General features: G+C 38.4%; 20 protein-coding genes and 1 tRNA gene. 14 read left to right on the top strand and 7 right to left on the bottom strand.

The genetic code is table 11. The features are described 5' to 3' along the window. Positions 1-125 precede the first annotated feature (125 nt). The 4 genes from AC07YT_RS11295 to AC07YT_RS11280 form a co-directional block, all read right to left on the bottom strand. Entirely contained in the window at positions 126-1,853 is a 1,728-nt protein-coding gene (locus AC07YT_RS11295) for an alkaline phosphatase family protein (RefSeq protein WP_086548049.1), read from the bottom strand. A gap of 355 nt (positions 1,854-2,208) precedes the next feature. After that, positions 2,209-2,293: transfer RNA gene (locus AC07YT_RS11290), tRNA-Ser, on the bottom strand. An 86-nt stretch (positions 2,294-2,379) separates the two neighbouring features. Continuing rightward, a complete protein-coding gene (gene pyk / locus AC07YT_RS11285) occupies positions 2,380-3,810 on the bottom strand; it encodes a pyruvate kinase (protein ID WP_086548050.1) in 1,431 nt (476 codons plus the stop codon). A 150-nt stretch (positions 3,811-3,960) separates the two neighbouring features. Next, positions 3,961-4,380 carry an IPExxxVDY family protein gene (locus AC07YT_RS11280; RefSeq protein WP_029274996.1) on the bottom strand — a complete coding sequence of 140 codons (420 nt, stop codon included), beginning with the start codon at positions 4,378-4,380 and terminating at the stop codon, positions 3,961-3,963. Between the two features lie 158 nt (positions 4,381-4,538). On the opposite strand from AC07YT_RS11280, the gene AC07YT_RS11275 reads away from it, so the two are divergent. The 3 genes from AC07YT_RS11275 (at position 4,539) to rnc (ending at position 6,874) form a co-directional block, all read left to right on the top strand. After that, positions 4,539-4,775, top strand: coding sequence for an acyl carrier protein (locus tag AC07YT_RS11275; RefSeq protein ID WP_008508386.1), 237 nt, complete (start codon positions 4,539-4,541; stop codon positions 4,773-4,775). Positions 4,776-4,796: 21 nt separating this feature from the next. After that, positions 4,797-6,050: a beta-ketoacyl-ACP synthase II gene (gene fabF / locus AC07YT_RS11270; protein WP_029274997.1), complete on the top strand. Its 1,254-nt coding sequence runs from the start codon at positions 4,797-4,799 to the stop codon at positions 6,048-6,050. A gap of 95 nt (positions 6,051-6,145) precedes the next feature. Continuing rightward, on the top strand, positions 6,146-6,874 hold the full coding sequence (rnc, locus tag AC07YT_RS11265; protein ID WP_086548051.1) for a ribonuclease III: 729 nt from the start codon (positions 6,146-6,148) through the stop codon (positions 6,872-6,874). 155 nt (positions 6,875-7,029) lie between these two features. Here rnc and AC07YT_RS11260 read toward each other — a convergent pair whose 3' ends face one another. After that, positions 7,030-7,740, bottom strand: a complete 711-nt coding sequence (locus AC07YT_RS11260) for a hypothetical protein (protein ID WP_086548052.1) — start codon at positions 7,738-7,740, stop codon at positions 7,030-7,032. 7 nt (positions 7,741-7,747) lie between these two features. Further along, positions 7,748-8,464: a hypothetical protein gene (locus tag AC07YT_RS11255; RefSeq protein ID WP_145954281.1), complete on the bottom strand. Its 717-nt coding sequence runs from the start codon at positions 8,462-8,464 to the stop codon at positions 7,748-7,750. A gap of 214 nt (positions 8,465-8,678) precedes the next feature. On the opposite strand from AC07YT_RS11255, the gene AC07YT_RS11250 reads away from it, so the two are divergent. From AC07YT_RS11250 to AC07YT_RS11220, 7 genes are all read left to right on the top strand, one after another. Next, positions 8,679-9,410, top strand: coding sequence for a lysophospholipid acyltransferase family protein (locus AC07YT_RS11250; protein ID WP_086548054.1), 732 nt, complete (start codon positions 8,679-8,681; stop codon positions 9,408-9,410). Between the two features lie 326 nt (positions 9,411-9,736). After that, entirely contained in the window at positions 9,737-10,600 is an 864-nt protein-coding gene (locus tag AC07YT_RS11245; RefSeq protein ID WP_086548055.1) for a YicC/YloC family endoribonuclease, read from the top strand. Positions 10,601-10,658: 58 nt separating this feature from the next. Further along, the gene (gene gmk / locus AC07YT_RS11240) at positions 10,659-11,225 is read left to right on the top strand and encodes a guanylate kinase (protein ID WP_086548056.1); all 567 of its coding nucleotides are present in this window, start codon (positions 10,659-10,661) and stop codon (positions 11,223-11,225) included. A gap of 68 nt (positions 11,226-11,293) precedes the next feature. Continuing rightward, positions 11,294-11,662, top strand: coding sequence for a four helix bundle protein (locus AC07YT_RS11235; RefSeq protein ID WP_086548057.1), 369 nt, complete (start codon positions 11,294-11,296; stop codon positions 11,660-11,662). Positions 11,663-11,693: 31 nt separating this feature from the next. Next, the gene (gene nadD / locus AC07YT_RS11230; protein WP_086548058.1) at positions 11,694-12,287 is read left to right on the top strand and encodes a nicotinate (nicotinamide) nucleotide adenylyltransferase; all 594 of its coding nucleotides are present in this window, start codon (positions 11,694-11,696) and stop codon (positions 12,285-12,287) included. Between the two features lie 137 nt (positions 12,288-12,424). Beyond that, on the top strand, positions 12,425-14,125 hold the full coding sequence (locus tag AC07YT_RS11225) for a glycoside hydrolase family 3 protein (protein ID WP_086549439.1): 1,701 nt from the start codon (positions 12,425-12,427) through the stop codon (positions 14,123-14,125). Between the two features lie 188 nt (positions 14,126-14,313). After that, on the top strand, positions 14,314-14,523 hold the full coding sequence (locus AC07YT_RS11220; RefSeq protein WP_086548059.1) for a hypothetical protein: 210 nt from the start codon (positions 14,314-14,316) through the stop codon (positions 14,521-14,523). Between the two features lie 95 nt (positions 14,524-14,618). Here the strand turns inward: AC07YT_RS11220 and AC07YT_RS11215 are convergent, their stop codons facing one another. Beyond that, positions 14,619-15,152, bottom strand: a complete 534-nt coding sequence (locus tag AC07YT_RS11215) for a thioredoxin family protein (protein WP_086548060.1) — start codon at positions 15,150-15,152, stop codon at positions 14,619-14,621. Positions 15,153-15,368: 216 nt separating this feature from the next. On the opposite strand from AC07YT_RS11215, the gene AC07YT_RS11210 reads away from it, so the two are divergent. From AC07YT_RS11210 to AC07YT_RS11195, 4 genes are all read left to right on the top strand, one after another. After that, positions 15,369-16,025: a TatD family hydrolase gene (locus AC07YT_RS11210; protein WP_086548061.1), complete on the top strand. Its 657-nt coding sequence runs from the start codon at positions 15,369-15,371 to the stop codon at positions 16,023-16,025. Between the two features lie 47 nt (positions 16,026-16,072). Continuing rightward, positions 16,073-16,867: a tRNA threonylcarbamoyladenosine dehydratase gene (locus AC07YT_RS11205; protein WP_086548062.1), complete on the top strand. Its 795-nt coding sequence runs from the start codon at positions 16,073-16,075 to the stop codon at positions 16,865-16,867. A 122-nt stretch (positions 16,868-16,989) separates the two neighbouring features. Then, positions 16,990-17,505 (top strand): endonuclease domain-containing protein, encoded by a 516-nt coding sequence (locus AC07YT_RS11200; RefSeq protein ID WP_086548063.1) that lies wholly within the window; start codon positions 16,990-16,992, stop codon positions 17,503-17,505. Positions 17,506-17,609: 104 nt separating this feature from the next. Continuing rightward, positions 17,610-20,828 carry a UvrD-helicase domain-containing protein gene (locus AC07YT_RS11195; RefSeq protein WP_086548064.1) on the top strand — a complete coding sequence of 1,073 codons (3,219 nt, stop codon included), beginning with the start codon at positions 17,610-17,612 and terminating at the stop codon, positions 20,826-20,828. Position 20,829 lies beyond the last annotated feature (1 nt).

Raw genomic sequence — 20,829 nt, 5'->3', positions numbered from 1 at the left:
CACCGGCGAAAACAAATAAAGCCTGAAATCTCTCAATTTCAGGCTTTACTCAATCCCGGGTATTTTATGAATTTATAAACTGCGACAAGAGATCGTGTTCACTTATTCATGTATCGGTATAACTGTTAAAAATTTACCAAACTCGCAGCATCGTATCGTGCTGGAATGGGTACATTTAAAAACTTAAGGACGGTTGGGGCAACGCCATAAATAAACGGCGGATTTCCACTTACATAATTGCCAGCGCTCGCACTTGACCATGATGGTGCACTTGTGCCACTTCCGATTAAATTAACATTACCTCCAATAATACCTGTATAAACCGAGCCTGATCCATCATTTCCTTTTGCATAATATTTTAAACTCGCATAATCAGGATGGTTGGTTGAAGTAAGGTTACTATTCTGATACTGTTTAGCAATTGTGGCGGGGCTTAATGCGGTATTGAAAATCCGCAGGTGTGTGATGTTTCCGTTAAAGAGGTTTGGCCCATAAAGTCCCCTGCCGTCCTGACCGATATTAAGGTTTAAAGCAGGATCCTGTATCGACCCTGTAACTGCAGAAATATCTCCGTTTAGCTTCATCAATCCAGCTTCATATACCATTGCCCTGTTGGTTGTACGGTTAATTACCAGGGTAATGTAATGCCAGTTCTGGTCAGTAAGGTCTATACCAGGATCAAAATCTTTACGGGTAGTGCCATTGCTGATATTAAACCTTAATTTCCCCATCTGATCGTGCATTTCGAAACCAACATTAATACCGGATACCCAATTTTTATTGCTGATTACAGGTGGGTAGTTTGTACTTAATGTATTGTTTTTTCGTACGCGGTATTCGATAGTGAAATTGCCGGTTGCAAAATCTACATTAGATAAGGCGGGCAGTTTTCCATAAGCCCCATTACCAAAACCCACAACATTTTCGCTATGCGAACCACTTACACCAGGGAGCGTATTTACCACCGCAGGCGTTATCGCGCTGTTGTTTAATATGATAAATGGATTTCTTTCTAAATAACTTGCTCCACCATGCCCGGTTCCGGTACCACCATGATCGGTTACCATGACAATAAGCCAATCCTCGCTGCTATAGGTTGCCCTGTTTTTTAATGCAGTAAGAATATTTCCGACATGAACATCTGCCGCTGCAATTGCATTGGTATAGTTAACATTGCTGGTCGAAAAGCCGCTTCCGTGGCCATTGTGGTCAATGTTGTCAAAGTGGCAAAAAAGTACATCAGGATTGTTGTTCGAGAGTTCATTAATTACGGCCGTGGCCACTTTACTATCTCTTAATACATAATCACTATCGCCGTAGGCTGTGCGAAAAGCAACATCGTTAGCATTCACGATATAGGTTGTAATCGGGCTCCATGCTACAATTGCACCTGTTCTTAGGTTGGGTAGTGCTGTTTTTATTTCCCTGAAGAACGATGGGTTATTGGCGATATCGTTTCCTGTAAAAGAGTTGTCAGTTGCTTTGTGTTTTGAAATGGAGGTGCCGGTTAATATCCCGCTCCATCCGCCTGCACTCCAGGTTGGTGGTTCTGCCTGGGCATTTGTACTTACCCACGATGAATCCATAAGTGCTTTTATATGCGGGGCATTTTGTTGGGTAAGTGCAGTCCACAATGTGCCGTCTAAGCCAATAATAAGGACTTTTTTGGTTTTTACTACTGCTTCTGTTTTTCCGGCACCAAGAGTTTTAAAACTTTCGAGCTTGCTACAACCAAACAGGATGGAGGAAATTAAACAAGCGGCAACTAGTTTCATCTTTGCGCTTTGGTTCGACTTTAGGAAGCTGCCTGTTTGCGGCGCCCAAAGTAGAAGTCGTAAGGTGTTGTTTTTCATGGTTTGTTTTTTAGGACGTTTAAATTGGTTAGATTTATTATTGTTTTTCGGGATTGATTTCCGGTTATTACATGAAAACCATTTCTATAAGAATAAGATTTTCGGGTGTTTAGCTTTGGTATGCCATTGTTAAGTCTGTTTTTCGATATCAATATTTTAGCAGACAATTTACTGCAATCAAAGCAAATTATTGTAAACAATGTTTATTAATACTATACAAACATAAAAATATTTATCAATAATGAACCATTAGGTTTAAGAAAGATGGATGGATAATAAGCGTGTTTACCGGAAACGAAAAAAGGCCTGCTATCATGCGATTTGCAGGCCTTTTTAGATATTAGAAATCCTTTTGCGGAGAGAGCGGGATTCGAACCCGCGGTACCTTGCAGTACACACGCTTTCCAAGCGTGCTCGATCGACCACTCTGACACCTCTCCGGGTGGATTGCAAAAGTATATTTTTTATTGGTAAAAAAAATGCTCCCGGTTAAAATCGGGAGCATTTTTAAATATGATATTAGAAATTAATCTATAACCGTAATTTTTAACATGTTGGTTTTACCTTTTGCTTCCATTGGGATAGCAGCCGTATTGATCACGATATCACCTTGTTTAACCAATTTTTTGCTTTTTAAGAATTCGTTCACCTCTATAATAGTGTTATCGGTACTTTCCCACTTATCGTAGTAAAAACCTCTTACGCCCCAAAGTAAACTTACCGCGTTTAATAAGGCCCTGTTGCTGGTAAAAATAAAGGTTAAAGCTTCCGGACGGTGACTTGAAATTTCAAAAGCAGTATAACCACTTAAAGTCATCGATACAATACCTACCGCGTTGGTTTGTTTCGCTAAGAAACAAGCAGAATCGCAAATGGCATCGCTTAAAAAAGATGGCGATTTTGGTTTTAAAAACTTATCAGGATTGAAAGGATAGTTGTTTTGCTCAATGTTCTGGATAATTTTTTGCATCGTTTCGATCACGATCAATGGAAATTCTCCAACTGAAGTTTCGCCACTTAACATCACTGCATCAGCACCATCTAAAACAGAGTTGGCCACGTCATTTACCTCTGCACGTGTTGGGCGAGGTGTAGTGATCATGCTCTCTAACATTTGGGTAGCCACAATTACAGGTTTAGAAGCTGCTCTACATTTAGCAACAATCATTTTTTGTAACAATGGAACTTCTTCCATCGGACATTCAACACCTAAATCACCACGGGCAACCATAATACCATCCGTTGCCGCAATAATTTCGTCGATATTGGCAATGGCTTCCGGTTTTTCGATTTTTGCAATTACACGGGCAGTTTTACCACGTTCTGCAATAATTTTTTTAAGTTCGATAATATCTTCTGCTTTACGCACGAAAGATAAACCGATCCATTCTACATCATTTTCTAAAACAAATTCTAAGTTTTCGCGGTCTTCTGGTGTTAAAGAAGGGATAGAAACTTTAGTATTTGGAAGGTTTACACCTTTTCTGGAAGTTAAAATACCACCGTGAACTACCTCACAAACTACTTCATCTTTTAAATTGGTAGAAATCACTTTCATTTGAAGCTTTCCATCATCCAAAAGGATAATTTCGCCCGCCTGAACATCCTGAGGGAAGTTTTGGTAAGTGATGTAAATACGTTCCTCGTTACCAATACATTCGGTTGTTGTAATTACGGTAGTTTTACCATTAATCAGGTTAATGCCACCTTCTTTTACTAAACCAATGCGGATTTTAGGGCCTTGTAAATCGGCAAGGATACCTACATTATAATCGTATTTTTTATTTAAATCGCGGATGGTATCCAAAACCGCCTGATGATCTGCTTGTGATCCGTGTGAAAAGTTTAAGCGGCAAACATCTAAACCTGCGTTAAACATACTATATAATACATCTGGTTTTGCTGATGCAGGCCCAAGCGTGGCAACAATTTTAGTTCTCGAATGAAAAGGTTTCATTTAATTAATTGATTTTAGCAATGCAGTTTAAGAAAGCATAATTATTTATCTAAAATAATCAAACTGCATTAAATTTTATATATTTTGTTCTTTTGTTCTTTGTTTGTAACCGTCAAATATAGTGTATTTAATACACCAAGTATATAATTTTTATATTACCAAATTCTCACGGCTCTTTAACTTGGCTGGATCAATCTTTGCAGCCACCTGTATATCAGGCAGTTTATTCAAACCATTGATTAAATAATCCAAATCTTCCTTATCAATAAATTCTTTAATAATAATAAAGAAATCTACTTTGTTCATCTCCGGAATTAGAAAACCATCGCTACTTTTGTTGCAAATTAAGTAGTATTCTACCTCACCTTGCTCTACAAAAAAGTAATATTTAGAGAAAGACCAGGCTGGTTCGTCAATATTAAAAAATATTTCATGGTCTTCTATTTTTTCAAATTGTGTATTTAATCGGGTATTAATTTTGTGGCAAAGCACATAGTCTTTTAGGGGTGCTGTGATCGCAATTAGTATAAAATCAAGGTCTAAGGTAAGTTTTAGGTAAGTCTTATTCAAAGCGAAATAAATTATTTACAGAACGAAATTAAAAAACTAATTCTATATTCGCTGTGTTATTGAGATACCAAAATTACGTATCGAAATAAAAACATTTGAAAATTGTAAGAATTTATTTTTCTTTGCACAGAATTATTTAACCATTAAATTATAAAATTATGTCTGATATTGCTTCAAGAGTTAAGGCTATTATCGTAGAAAAACTAGGTGTTGACGAAAGCGAAGTTACGCCAGAGGCTTCATTCACCAACGATTTAGGTGCAGATTCTTTAGATACCGTAGAGTTGATTATGGAATTTGAAAAAGAATTCAATGTAGCTATTCCTGATGATCAGGCTGAAACCATCGGTACAGTTGGTCAAGCGATTGCTTATTTGGAAAAAAACGTTAAATAGAATTACGCTTTTTCAGTATAAATGGAATTAAAAAGAGTAGTAGTAACAGGGTTGGGTGCGCTCACTCCTATAGGCAATAATGTTCCCGATTTTTGGGAAGGATTGACTAACGGGGTGAGTGGCGCTGCTCCTATTAAGGGTTTTGATACTGAAAAGTTCAAGACCAAATTCGCATGCGAGGTTAAAAATTTTAATCCGGAAGACTTTCTGGAGAAAAAAGAAGCCCGCAAGCTAGATCCGTTTGTACAATATGCTCTTGTGGCAACAGATGAGGCTGTGAAGGATGGTGGTTTTGATTTTGAAAAATTAGATACCAACCGGATCGGTGTAATCTGGGGTGCAGGCATAGGTGGATTGAAAACTTTCCTGGATGAAATTTCGAATTTCGCCAAGGGAGATGGTACGCCAAGATACAATCCATTTTTTATCCCTAAAATGATTATTGATATTGCTCCTGGGCATATCTCGATCAAATACGGCTTACGTGGGCCAAATTTTGCAACTGTTTCGGCATGTGCCTCTTCAACCAATGCCATGATTGATGCATTTAACTATATCCGTTTGGGTATGGCTGATGTAATTATCAGTGGCGGTTCTGAAGCCATCATTAACGAAGCAGGTATGGGTGGTTTTAATGCCATGCATGCATTATCAACGCGTAACGAAGATCCGGCAACGGCGTCACGCCCTTTTGATAAAGACCGTGATGGTTTCGTAGCTGGTGAAGGTGCTGGGACGATTATTTTAGAAGAACTTGAACATGCAAAAGCAAGAGGTGCAAAAATTTATGCAGAGCTTGTTGGCGGTGGAATGAGTGCCGATGCTAATCACATCACAGCACCACATCCTGAAGGTTTGGGCGCTAGAATGGTAATGACCAATGCACTAAAAGATGCTGGTTTAACAACTGCTGATATAGATTATATCAATGTACACGGTACTTCTACCCCACTGGGTGATATTAGTGAAACCAAAGCCATTGGTACATTATTTGGTGAAGATGCTTATCGTTTAAACATCAGCTCAACCAAATCGATGACTGGCCACCTTTTGGGTGCAGCCGGAGCTATTGAGGCTATTGCAGCCATTCTTTCTGTTAAAAATGATATTGTTCCTCCAACGATCAATCACTTTACAGACGATCCTGCATTTGACCCTAAATTGAATTTTACTTTTAACAAAGCACAAAAACGTACCGTTAGAGCTGCTTTAAGTAATACATTCGGTTTTGGCGGCCATAACGCTTCCGTTATTTTTAAGAAATACGAAGATTAATTTAAAACAGCCCTGCTATATAATTTTGTATGCTAATTAAAAATAGATAACTTAGTTAAATATGCTAATTAGCCGTTAATTGTGTTATTTATTTAATGCCGATATTAAAATTATATAAACTTTATCTCTCTCCTGAAAAGGAGTTTGTTAAAAAGCTGAAAAACATTTTAGGCTTTGTTCCAGGCAATGTTACGCTCTATAAAATGGCGTTCAGACATCGTTCTGTAGCGAAAGTTTTAAAAAATGGAAGCAGGAGCAGCAATGAACGCTTAGAATTTTTAGGCGATGCTGTTTTAGGTTCGGTGATAGCAGAGCTGCTTTTTAAACATTACCCCTACAAAGAAGAAGGTTTTTTAACCGAAATGCGCTCGAAAATTGTGAACCGGGCTAATTTAAACCAGTTGGCAAAGAAAATTGGTTTTGATAAGCTCATTCAGTTTGACCAGCGTTCGGTTAGCATACAAACCAAACACAATTCGATGCTCGGCGATGCTTTTGAGGCTATTGTAGGCGCCATTTATATGGATAAGGGGTACAATTTTACCAAAGAGTTTTTATTGCGCAGAATTGTAAAACCACATATCGATATTCATACCCTGGAACTTACTGAAACCAATTTCAAAAGTAAATTGATTGAGTGGTGCCAGCGCCACGGCAAAGATGTTATGTTCGAACTGGCCGAAAACAGTGAAGGTGAAAGTGCCAAGTTATTTACCATTAGCGCAATTGTTGAAGGTGAAAAATATGGTACCGGCAGAGATTACAACAAGAAAAACGCAGAAAAATTAGCAGCAGAAAAAGCTTGCGAAGCGTTGAGTATATAGAAGATTGGTTAACTGTATAATTGGTTAATTGTACAGGTGGGTTAAAACTACTAACGCTAAATGCTCAACTCGGGGCTAAACCCTTCAGACCTCCGACTTCGGACTTATTTTATACCCCCAAAACCCATCACTTCAAACTGACTCCGGACTCAAACCTATTTCCCCTTTCCCAGTGTATCCGTAAATTTCTTTGAAGATTCTTTAATGTATTTAATGTAATCGTAGCTGTTCCAGTATTGCGCTTTATCAAATTCAGGGCGACAGTTTAACATGTATTTTTCTAAGGTATCGCCTCTTAATTCGGTATTGTTTTTAATGATGCTTTGGTTGAAGTAGACATCGATTTGCGATTGTTTAATTTCATTATCAGCATACCGGCCAAACCGCCTTGCATTTTTAGGATCTTTGCCAAATAGGTTATACAACGCATTTAACGGACTGAATACCGCTGATAGAAATGAAGTTTTACCTCCATTGTATACGCCCTTGTTTTTAAACTCTCTTTTAATATCGTCGAGGTCTTGTTGTTTCGTATTTCCCCTAATGGTTACATCGGCTAATGTAGTACTTCCGCGAACAAGATAAACAACCAGATCCTTCTCACTGGTAACCACTATGCGCTGATCGACCAGGTCTCTTTTAATGACCAGAAGTGTATCGCCAAGTCTGGCTTTTAACTGAAACATACCAATATCATTACTCCCCACCCCTATACCGGTACGCAGGTTGGTAATTTGTGATAATGCAATCCTAACGTTTGAGCCTTTCTCGATGACCACGCCTTTAATAATAAAATCCTGTGCTTTAGCGACAAAGCCAATTGCGGTGAGAACGAAGAGTATGAAGGTAAATTTAAAGTTTTTCATTTATGTTTTAATTTGTGTGTTTCAAAGTATCAGTATATTTTTTAGCCGATTCTTTGATGTATTTAACAGCATCGTAATTGTTCCAGTTACTAACCATGCTACTGCTTGGGTAATAGTCGAGCAGAAATTTGTCGAGCGCTTTCCCTGTTAAGGTGGTATTTTTCGAGACTAAACTTTTATTAAAAAATTTATCCACCTCGATTAAACTTAGCTCCTTTTGATAATAACGGTTAAAATTACGCGCTCTTGCCGGTGTTTTTCCGAAAAGCTCATAAAAAAATGTTAACGGACTCCCACCAAAAGGGTTTAACAAGATTAATGGTGGTTTACCTGCATAAAATGAACCATTTCTTTTCAGGTCTCTTTTTATGCTTTCCATTTCCTGCTTTTTGGTCTGGCCTTTAACCGTAACCTCTTCTAACATTGTGCTTCCTCTAACCAGATAAATAACCAGGTCATCATCTGATTTAACTACTATTTTTTGCTCATTCAGGTTTCTTTTTTGAATGAACAGCGTATCGCCAATTCTTACACTTAACTGGAACATCCCAATATCATTACTGCTTGCGCCCATTTTACTGCGCATATTGGTAATACCAGCCAAAGCAATCCGCACATTCGAACCTTTTTCAATTATTACCCCTTTCAGCACAAAATCCTGCGCTTTGATTTTTAAGCCCTGCATGAAGATGATCAGTAGAAGAATAATTTTCAAATGCTTCATTGCGTTAAAATGGCCAGTTAAATGATCGGGTAGCGCAGATTGGTTTCTATTTTAACAGCAGATTGGTTTTGTTGTTTGTTTTCTGCCTAATTGTTACATCCTGGCCAGAAAACGAATTTATCTTCCTTAATGAAGGAAAATGCTTTCCTATCTACCAATATTTTTGTAAAATTAACACTTGTTAACCTTGCAAACTGTTAAATAAACGTTAATAATGATGAGAAAACTATTTGGCGGATTTTATTTACTCTATTCGGCAATTGTATTTTTCGTACTCATGCTTATTGTTTGCCCTTTTATCCTAATTAGTACAGGTATTTTTAAGGAGAAAACAGGAAGAAAAATTTCCTTCTATTTTTTAAAATGCTGGGCATGGACTTTTAGTCTTTTAACCTTTCTATGGTTTTCTGCTGGAGGTAAAAAAATTAACACTTCGCGGGCTTATATCTATGTAGGTAACCACAGTTCCTTTTTAGATGCCGTAGCCATTGTGATCTGCATTCCACAGGCCTTTAGTCCGCTGGGGAAGATTGAAATGCTTAAAATACCCGTATTTGGATGGATTTACAAACGTTTAGTGGTGGTGATTGACCGAAGCAGCAGAGAAAGCCGGGACCATTCTGTAGCCGAGCTAAGGAAAGATCTGGCTGATGGTCAATCCATATTGATTTTTCCGGAAGGAACGATGAATAAATCTGATCAACCTTTAAATGCTTTTTATGATGGCGCATTTCGTTTAGCGATAGAAACCCAAACCCCTGTTTTACCCTTCGCCATATTGAACAGCAGGGCGCATTTACCCAGAACAGATCCATTATTATTAAATCCTGGATTAATTAAAACAGTATTTGGGGAAGCCGTTGAAGTGAAAGGCCTGGTTGCCGAAGATATTGAAGAACTGAAGCAAAAAACATTTAATGCTATTTTGAACATGCTGGAAAAGTAGGATTATATTTCATTTATCAGGAATAAAAGCCCAGTCCCATCAGATTTAAATACGCTGATTTGTACTTTGCAGGTAACAGACCAGAGCCAAAACCAATTCTGCTTTGTACCTAAACCCGATTGGAATGAAAAGCCCGCATCCCGATTTTCATCGGGAGAGGACTTGTAATGAAAGCGGGGCTGCAATCCCCGAAGAAATGCTGAACGCTGGTTTTCCAAATTCGAACAATCATTTTTTTAAACGACCAACTTCCATAATCCTAACACCCAATCCATTATTATTTCTCCTTTCGGCTGAAAACCCTATCTTTGCGCATGATAAAATCCATGACAGGATACGGCTTAGCAACAGCCGATTATGCAAATGCAAAGTATAGTGTCGAAATCAAATCGCTCAACAGTAAATTCCTGGAGCTGAATTTAAAATATCCTAAAGCTTTTTCTGATAAAGAGTTGATTCTGCGCAACATTTGCAGCAAAGACATCGAGCGCGGAAAGGTGAGTTTAAGCATCAATGTAGAACGTACCAATGGTGAGGTTACAGGTGCGACCATCAATACTGCATTATTAAGCCATTATTATAAACAACTTATTGCCGTTAATGACGAATTAAGTGCCGGAAGCAGCAATTTATTGCAAACTGCCTTAACTTTTCCTGATGTCATCAGTTACAAGGAAGAAAGTGTGAGTGAAGATGAGTGGAACCATTTATTCCAGATTTTCACTTCAGCTTTGGCCAATTTCAATAAATTCAGAGAAGATGAAGGTGCTGTGTTAAAGGCTGATTTAGAGCTGAGAATTAAAAATATCCTTTCTTATTTCAAATCTGTTGAAGAATTAGAGCCTAAAAGAATTACCGCTATCCGTGATAAATTTACTCAGTTTTTGGACGATGCGGTAGGTAAAGTAAATATCGATCAGAACCGTTTTGAACAGGAACTGATTTATTACATTGATAAAATAGACATTACTGAAGAAAAAACACGTTTAAAAAGCCATTGCGATTATTTCTTGCAAACTTTAGCAAGCAAAGAAGCAAACGGCAAAAAAATGGGTTTCATTTCTCAGGAAATCGGAAGAGAGATTAATACCATGGGTGCTAAAGCAAACGATGCCCAAATGCAACAATTTGTTGTAGGTATGAAAGAAGAATTAGAAAAGATAAAAGAACAGTTATTGAATGTGTTGTAGTGTTAGGCGGAGAGCGATAAGCGCTTAACGCCAGACGCCAATCGCAAAAATTTTAAAAATGCAAGGCAAATTAATCATATTTTCAGCACCATCAGGGGCAGGTAAAACCACTATAGTACATCATTTATTAACGAAATTTCCTGAGCTGAGCTTTTCTATTTCTGCGACAACCCGCGAATTGAGAGGCGCTGAAACACATGAAAACGATTACTATTTTATTAGTAAAGAAGAATTTTTGCACAAAGTAGCCCGCCAGGAATTTGTGGAGTTTGAAGAAGTTTATAACGGAACTTTTTATGGCACTTTACGTTCAGAAATAGAACGCATCTGGAATGATGGCAAACACGTTATTTTCGATATTGATGTAGAAGGCGGTATCCGTTTGAAAAGAAAATATGAGGAAGATGCGCTGGCTATTTTCGTTCAGCCACCATCCTTAGATGTTTTAAAAGAACGTTTAAGCGGCCGTGGTACAGATAGTCCTGAGAAATTACAGGAACGTTTTATTAAAGCTGAAAAAGAACTGCTTTATGCAGATAAGTTTGATGTGATTTTAAAAAATTACGATCTGGCTACAGCTTGTGCAGAAGCAGAGCAGTTGGTGGGGGATTTTTTGAAGAGTTAGCAGTTTATAGTTTCCAATTTTCAGTTTTGGATGTATAAGGAGTTAATCGAATAAATATAAATCAATTTATGGGCGATTTTTCTGATTTATTAGTTTATAAAAAGTCATTTGAATTGGCCATGGATATTTTTGAAATCAGTAAGACCTTTCCGAAGGCTGAAACCTATTCGCTAACTGATCAGATAAGAAGATCATCCCGATCTACAAATATTTGTTTAGTAGAAGCCTACCGAAAACGTAGATATAAAGCGCACTTCATCAGTAAACTTTCGGATAGTGACATGGAAAATAGTGAAACCAAGGGCTGGCTAAAGTTCGCATTCGAATGTAAATATATTGCTGAAGAACAATACGAAAAATTAACATTACAAAGCGACGAAGTTGGGAAACTGCTAAATCACATGATCAATAATCCTGAGAAGTATGGTGTTGCTTAACTGTTCATCAATTAATGTAGCGAACTGAAAAATGTCAACTGCCAACTGTAAACTGAAAACCGGTCTTTTCTTTGGTTCATACAACCCCATCCATACCGGGCATTTAATTATTGCCAATTACATGGCTAACCATACTGAGCTTGATGAAGTATGGTTGGTGGTTTCACCACATAATCCCTTAAAAGACAAAAGTGGTTTAACCAACATGTACGACCGTTTGGAAATGGCCAAACTGGCTACAGAAAATGCAGAACATATCCGTGTGAGCGATATCGAGTTTTCCCTACCTCAACCATCATACACCATCGATACCCTTACCTACTTACATGAAAAATATCCTGAAAAGGAATTTGTATTGATTATGGGCGCTGATAACCTGGTATCATTTAAAAAATGGAAAAACTACGAGGTGCTTTTAAAAAACTACCAGATTTACGTTTACCCCCGACCAGAGGCAAATGTAAGCGAATGGGAAAATCATCCTTCCATCACTTTTACCAAAACCCCTTTAATGGAAATTTCTTCAACCTTTATCCGTAAAGCCATTAAAGAGAAAAAGAATGTTCAGTTTTTCCTGCCTGATAAAGTGATCGATTTTATCGAAGGCAAAGGAATGTACAAATAACACACATTAACAACCTAAATTACTGCCGGTAAAAGCAACAGACTTACAACCTATTAGATTAAATCAATTAATGGATTGGTTTTTGTTTAATTCGCTTTTTGATTATTAATTTAGCGGCAGCTGATACAACAAAACACGTGAGAAAAAACTTATTTATACTTATTGCCCTTTGTGGCACTGCATTTTCGGCAAGCGCACAACAGAAAACCTATTTAGAATTATTGGCCAATCAACCGAAATGGGTCGATTCGGTTTTTAACAAACTTAACCGTAGAGAACGTATTGCGCAGATGTTCTTTGTTCGGGCACATACCAATCTGGGTAAAAAATATACCGACTCAGTTGGTCAGGTCATTAAAAAAGAACAATTGGGTGGAGTAATCTTTTTTCAGGGAGGCCCCGGCCGGCAGGTTTTAGCCACTAATGCCTATCAAAAATTAAGCAGGGTACCCTTAATCGTAGCCAATGATGGTGAATGGGGTTTGGGCATGCGCCTGGACAGCACAATTTCCTTTCCTTATCAAATGACCCTTGGCGCAATCCAAAATAAAGAGCTGTTGTATAAAATGGGCTTGGAAGTAGCCAAAGATTACAAACGCATGGGTATGCAGATGAACTTAGCACCCGATGCCGACATCAATAATAACCCTAAAAATCCGGTTATTAATTACCGCTCTTTTGGCGAAAATAAATACAATGTGGCGACCAAGGTTGCCGCTTATATGAAAGGCATGCAAGATGGCGGTTTATTAACCACCTTGAAGCACTTTCCTGGTCATGGCGATACTGATGTAGACTCGCATTACGATTTACCCCAGCTTACTTTCTCTGCTACACGTTTGGATACTTTAGAAATGTATCCTTTCAAAGAGCTGATTAAACAAGGGGCTTCTGGCGTGATGATTGCACACATGAACATCCCATCTTTAGATAATACGCCAAATTTACCCTCTACCCTTTCCAAGCCGATTGTTACAGGCATTTTAAAACAGAAATTAGGCTTTAAAGGCTTGATCATCTCGGATGCGATGGACATGAAAGGTGTGGTAAAATACTTTAAAGATGGCGAAGCGGATCTGATGGGTATTATTGCAGGCAACGATATCATAGAACTTTCGGAAAATAGCGATAGGGCGATTAAACTGGTGCGTAAAGCGGTGAGACAGGATCGTGTAAGCATGGCCGAGATCGACCAAAGCGTGCGTAAAATATTAACTGCAAAATATTGGGCAGGTTTGGCTAAACGCGATACCATTGTAACCCAGGGTGTTGTTGCTGCCGTAAACCGCAACGCAAGTAATGCTTTGGTGCAGGAGTTGGCCAATGCGTCAGTAACCCTGCTAAAAGGTAAAGATTATATCAAACGTCTTATTCCAATCAGAAGAACAGCCATTATCAGTATCGGCGTACCCTCGGTAACTACTTTCCAGAAAGAGATTTCGAAAGGTTATTATAACTCTGTTTATTATGTGCTGGATAAAGATGCCAATGCAACACAAATTTCGAACATTGCCCGCGAAATCGCTGCATTTGACCAGGTGATTGTGGGCATTCACGATAGCCGCGCAAGACCAGCAAACAATATCCCGCTCAATGCAGGCGTAAAAAACTTTATTAAAGAGTTATCAGCAAAAAATGCTGTTTTTGCGTTGTTTGCTAATCCATATAATCTGGCCGGCTTAGCTGGTTTAGAAAACAGTAAAGGTTTGGTTGTTGCTTATCAAAAAGAAGATTACATGCAGATTTCGGCTGCTGCAGTGATTAACAACAGATTGACACCTACTGGCAAGTTACCCGTAAGCGTGGCTCCGTTTTATAAATTCGGCGACGGGCTTTAGTTATTGACCACATAGGCACGAAGAATACAAAGAATCAGATGTCGGATGATTAAATCTTCCGGCATTTTTTTATTTCTATAATTTTTTCTCTGAAATAATCAATCTATTACTTTAGTCTTTCAGCTTTTACCTTTTTTCAAAACAATTCTTTGCTCAAAACGATTATCTAATTATAAAATCTTAATGTTATGATAGACCCGGAAGATGACAATTATTCAAACGATCCTAATGATGCTTTACGCAGAGAGGATGATGTAGAAAATATCAATGAAATTAATGGTGATGATACCAGCATTGAACACGACAAAGATCTGCTGGAGCAAGCCGATGAAGCATCTAGGGCTTCTTACGAGTTAAACCTTGATGATGAAGTGGAAGAAGATGATCTAGATGATTAAAAAGAAAGCCGTCCCGATGTAAAATCAGGACGGCTTTTTATTTTTTAAGTTGCCCGGTTTTCTCCCTAAACCTTACAACTTTATACCTTAAACCTTTACTTGGCCTTCGACTTGTAAGTTTCGGGATTAACTGCAGTGGTTGTCCATCCTTTTAAAAAAGAGGTAATTTTCTTTACATCATGTCCAACTTTCTTTTTACCGTTAGCGCCAACTTCTTCGGTTTCTAAATAAGAAGAATTTTCAATGTGTAACACTTTGCCTTTACCATCAAGGATTAAAAATACCGGAAAGCCAAAACGTTGAGGATATCCTAAACTGGCTAAAACACTTTCGTTTTTATTTTCAGGACTGTAATTAACCAGAACAGTTTCAAAATTGTCGTTAATGTATTTTTTTAGCGTTGCTGTGCTGTCAACCAGATTGTGGAATGCAATACACCAGCTACACCAGTTCCCACCAACCTGAAGCAAAACATGTTTATTTTCTTTAGCTGCCTTTCCAACCGCAGCAGCAATTTCGGCTTTGGCATCGGCTTGTGGGTTATAGATATGAACGCCTTCTTTTTTCGCCTGACTAAAAGCTGCAGTCGAAAGAAATACAGCCGTTAATAAAATGACTAATCTTTTCATGATTTTTCTGAATAATAATTAAGTAAAAGTAATAAAGTATAATCTTACAATAAATTATTCGCGAATTCTTTACAGAGACATGGAAAATGTGAGATTCATAGTCCGTAGTCCGTAGAATGGAAAGTGATTTGGAACGAAGATTTAGTTCAATAAGTATTTTTTACATTTTCCATCTTCCATGCCCCATCTTCCATTTTTGCATATCTTTGCCCTGCAATGGATTTTTTAGACATACATACCCATAAAACTGCTACCCAAGCAGGGGTAACCAGCATTCAAAGCCTGTCGTTAACTGACGATATCTTTTTAGCGATGCCTAAAACAAAACCGATTTCGGTAGGCTTACATCCATGGTTTGCCAAAATTGATCACCTGCAGCTTCAAATGAAATATTTAACGGTTGTGGCCAATCAACCGAATGTTAAACAGATCGGCGAATGTGGTTTAGATCGCTTAAGAGGTGAAAACCTGGGAAATCAGACAATAATCCTAGAAAAGCAGATAGAATTGGCTGAAAAGATTAACAAACCGTTGATTCTGCATTGCGTGAAATGCTTTTCTGAACTGATTGCGATTAAAGACCGGTTGAAAGTTAAAGTACCAATGATCATCCATGGTTTTAATAAAAATGAAAAACTTGGCCAGCAATTATTGGATAAAGGATTTTTACTTTCATTTGGTTTGGCTGCGTTGAAAGAAAGCTCGGGTGCGGCAAAACTCATTCAAAGTACCGATAATTTTTTCCTGGAAACAGACGATGCGGATATATCGATTGCAGAAATTTACCAGGCCGCAGCCATTTTAAAAAAATGTAGTGTTGATGAACTTAAAGCTCGTATTTTTACCTACTGGAAAAAATTCAATTTAATATAAACTTGTCATTCTGAGCCTGTCGAAGAATACAGTCAATTACAAAAATTATGTCTGATGTTACCTGGCTTTCGCGCTCTGCCCTCCTTGTAGGAAATGATGGAATAGAAAAACTACAATCGAAACACGTTCTGGTAATTGGTTTAGGTGGAGTAGGTTCTTTTGCAGCCGAATTTATCTGCCGCTCAGGCGTTGGCGAAATGACTATTGTAGACGGTGATGTAGTTGACCCGACCAACCGGAACAGGCAACTACCAGCTTTGGCAACCAATCATGGTGTAAGCAAAGCTGCAATTATGCAAGAGCGTTTACTGGCCATTAACCCCGAATTAAAACTCCATGTGGTAAACACTTTTCTTACGCCGGAAAAATGCAGGGAAATTTTAGAGTCTGATTTCGATTACATCATGGATTGCATCGACAGTGTAATGCCCAAAATCACTTTGTTAGGAACGGCACTGGAAAAGAATATTCCTATTGTAAGCTCAATGGGTGCTGGTGGTAAAATGGACCCCACCAGATTAAGAATTACCCTGCTTCCTGATACCTATCAATGTGTTTTTGCCAGTTATGTACGCAAAAGGCTGAATAAACTTGCCAATGCAGCAAAAATAAAAGCTGTTTTCTCCACAGAGGAAATGGATAAAAACTCGATGATCATGACTGATGGGAGTAATTTCAAGCGTTCGGCTTATGGCACCGTTTCTTATCTGCCCGCAGCATTTGGCGGGGCCTGTGCTTCGGTTGTAATCCGCGATCTGCTTGGCCTTCCAATCGAAATGGCCGAACGCCCTGCAAGAATTAGCCATAAAACGCTCAATAAACGGAAAAGCAAAAAAGTCTGATCCTCATGAATTGTTGATATCATGATTTCGCGAAAATTTTAAATTGTTGTAAGTTAGGGTAAGATTAAACCACCCCGCCCTGCGGGCACCCCTCCAAAGGAGGGGAATAACCCAACTTAAAAATGCAACAGAAAACTAACCCCCATGCCAGCTTAGGCGCCCAGAATTCCCCTCTCCCAGAGGGGTGTCCGAAGGACGGGGTGTTAAAAAACATTTTGCAAAAAGATATCATAATTAACGGAACAACTTTAAAGCTAACACCAATTACAAATTTGCCTTATCAACCCCGGTTAAAAGAAAGGGCAAAAGCACTTCGCCAAGCTGGAAATTTGCCAGAAGTATTATTTTGGATGCAAATAACCAAAAAACGCTTTCATAAAATTGATTTTGACAGACAGCGCATAATAGGTAATTATATAGTTGATTTTTATATCAAAAAGCTTGGCTTAGTCATTGAAATTGATGGATGTAGCCATGATGATAAACAGGCTTATGATAAACTAAGAGAAGACTATTTAATTTCTTTGGGTTTAAAAGTATACCGCATCTCAGTTGATGATGTAATGAAACAAATGGATTTTGTAATCATGGGTTTAGAAAAATATATTATTGCAGAGTATGGGATTATTCCTCCTTGATACCCCCCTGAAAGTTCCGATAAAAACAACTCAATATTATAAATTAAAACCACCCTGCCCTACTGGTACCTCTCGATTTACATCGGAGGAATAAAGAAAACATTATGCCCCAACCCCTCAAAATTCTTCAGGCCTCTGCAGGTTCCGGTAAAACGTTCAGTCTTACGGCACATTACCTCACGCTGCTTTTTAGTGGAGACAATAAGTACCGCGAAATTTTAGCGGTAACCTTTACAAACAAGGCCACCGAAGAAATGAAAACGAGGATTCTCGAGGTACTGCTCGGACTGGCGAAAGGCAATCCATCTAAAAAAATCGACGATTATCGGAAACTGATTTTACAGGCTTACCCTACAGTAAGTCAACAGGAATTACAGTTTAAAGCCGATAAGATTTACCGCAAAATTTTGCACGATTACAGCCGCTTTTCGGTAAGTACAATTGATGGTTTTGTGCAAAAAGTAATTCGTGGTTTTGCTTTCGAGCTGGGACTCAATGCCGATTATAATTTAGAAATGAATTATGATAAGGTGAAAGATGACCTCGTGAATAAACTCGACGAAGCTTTAGACCACAACAAACAACTTTTACAATGGATCATCGATCTGGCTATCGAGCGCATCAGCGACAACAAAAGCTGGAACTATAAATTCGAACTTTATAACCTGATCGGAGAAATATTTTCTGAGCGCTTCCAGATTTTCGAAGATGCGGTAAGTACACTCGGATTGGAAAACATCGATGAATTATTCAAAAAATATATCAGTGTTACTAAAGCCGAAATCAAAAATTTTGAAGAGGAACTGATTGCACTAGCTACCGAAGCCAACGAAGCCCTGAATGTAATCGGCGTAGAAACCGAACACCTCAAAGGGAAATCGCGTAGTCCGCTGGCTAAGATTATTTTTGTTGCCAGAGGCGATTTTTCTAAAATAGAACCGCTGTTTAATTTAATTGATGAACCTGAGGAGTGGTTTCAAAAAAACACAAATTTCCCTGAAGCTTACGACACCGTAAATCCGATTCTCCAGAAATTAAAAGCACATTATTTAGCCCATTTACCCAATTACAGCCTGGCCATCGCTTTTAATAAAAACCTTTACTATTTAAGGTTGATGCAGGAAATTGCCGTGTTATTGAAAGAATATCGGGCTGAAAATGACAACCTCCTCATCAGCGATGCACAGAAACTGATTTCAGGGATTACCGAAGATGCAGGCGACAACCCTTCCTTCATCTGGGAAAAAGTGGGCAATCGTTACCGCAACTTTTTGTTCGACGAATTTCAGGACACCTCTACCAGCCAATGGGGAAGTTTTAAATCACTATTAACCAATGCGATGGCTACGCCGAGTCAGGATTTAATCGATCACCTGATTGTTGGCGATACCAAACAATCTATTTACCGCTGGCGTAATGGCGATTGGAACATCCTGCATAAACATGCCAAATTAGACGTCGGCGCAGAAAATGTATTGGAAGAAAGTCTAGAAGAGAACTACAGAAGTGCCGAGAATATTATCACTTTCAACAATTTCCTTTATAAAGCTATTCCACTAACCCTGCAGAATGAGCTGAATGAAAATCTGGCTACGAAACCTGATAGCATCTCTAAATGGTGGCATGAGCAACATTATCAGCAGATTATAACCGATATTTATGGCGGTTCGACCCAAAATTTTGCCACCAATACTTTAAAGGGCGGCACCATCAAAATTAAGAAGTTTGGGAAAGATCATGCACCTAACGAAGCGCGTTTTACTGAAACCGTTTTCAGGGATATTGCCCTCGACGATATTGTTGAAGAAATAAACCACCTCAAAAACGAACAGCAGTATGCCCTAAAAGACATTGCCATTCTGGTTCGTTCGAATAGTGAAGCCTTACTAACCGTTAAAAAATTAATGGGGCATAACTTACCGGTTTTATCGGGCGATGCTTTGTTGATTTCGAACAACTCGGCCATACAGCTCATCATTAATACCTTAAAAGTGCTGATTGGTTTAGAAACACAAACGGCATTATATAAAGCCAATTGTATTGCACTGTACCATTCGCTGCACGATAAAGAGATCAATGCCAATCATTATCTGAATCTTAACAATAAGCCTTTAAATACCCTAACAGCAGTTTTACCCGTAGCCTTGTGCGAGAACTGGCAAAGCTGGTTACAGCTCCCGCTGCCCGAGCTCGTAGAAATTTTAATTGAAAGTTATGGTTTAAAAAATCTGACCGCCAATTTACCCTATCTGCTGGCTTTTAGAGATTTAACCGCGTCAGCAGGCAAGCTTGGCGAAAAAGGCATTATTTCCTTTTTAACCTGGTGGGAAGAAGACGGCATCAAAAAATCACTACCCTCGCCCGAAGGTGCTGATGCGATACAGATCATCACCATACATAAATCTAAAGGACTGGCCTTTAGGGCGGTTTTTGTGCCATTTTGCAATTGGGAGATTAAAGGAAAACCGAATGGCACTTTTTGGGTATCTTCAGAAGAAACCGTCTATAAAGAACTCAAGGGCATTCCATTGAAATACAACGAGGCATTGGCCGATTCGGCAATTGCAAAAGCATATTACGAGGAATTACTTTATAACAATATGGATGCCCTGAATATGCTTTATGTGGCTACCACACGCTCAAAGGATTATTTGTACATCGCCACGATGGCCAAAAAGGAATTGAAATTATCCAACATGGGCGATGTGATCAACTTTACTTTTGATGAGCAGTTTGATGAAAATGGGGTATATGAAATTGTAGATGATGTAATTGTTGAAAGTAAAGTTGAGGAATTCAATTTTATCAACTTAAAAAGTTACCCTACTACAACCCGCTTATCAGAGCTTTATATTCCCTCAGAAGACAAACACTTAAAACATTTGGTCAATATTGAAAAATCAGGCAGAAAAGGCTCGCTATTGCACGATATTTTGGCCAGTGCCAGTACCGAAAAGGAGGTAAATGATTATAGCACCAATCTGGTTCTACAGGGCATTATCAAAGAAGAAGAAAAGCAGAAATTAATCGATTCGGCATTGGAAGTATTAAACAATCCCGAACTTCAAATCATTTTAGGTAAAGCAAGTGAAAGCATCGTAGAAAAAAATATTATTGATGCCCACGGAAAACTCCACCGTCCAGACAGGGTGCTGATTAATGCTGATGAAGTAATTATTCTGGACTATAAATTTACTTTGGAAGAAAGCGACAAACATATCGAACAGGTGAACAATTACAGGGTATTACTTTCCGAAATGGGTTATCAAAATATCAAAACCTATCTTTTCTACGCAGTTAAGGGTAAATTGAAATTAGTATAAT

The organism is Pedobacter sp. GW460-11-11-14-TSB4 (assembly GCF_059423705.1).
Note: the sequence above shows the minus strand (reverse complement) of the source record. Positions and strands in the feature narration are given on the sequence as shown.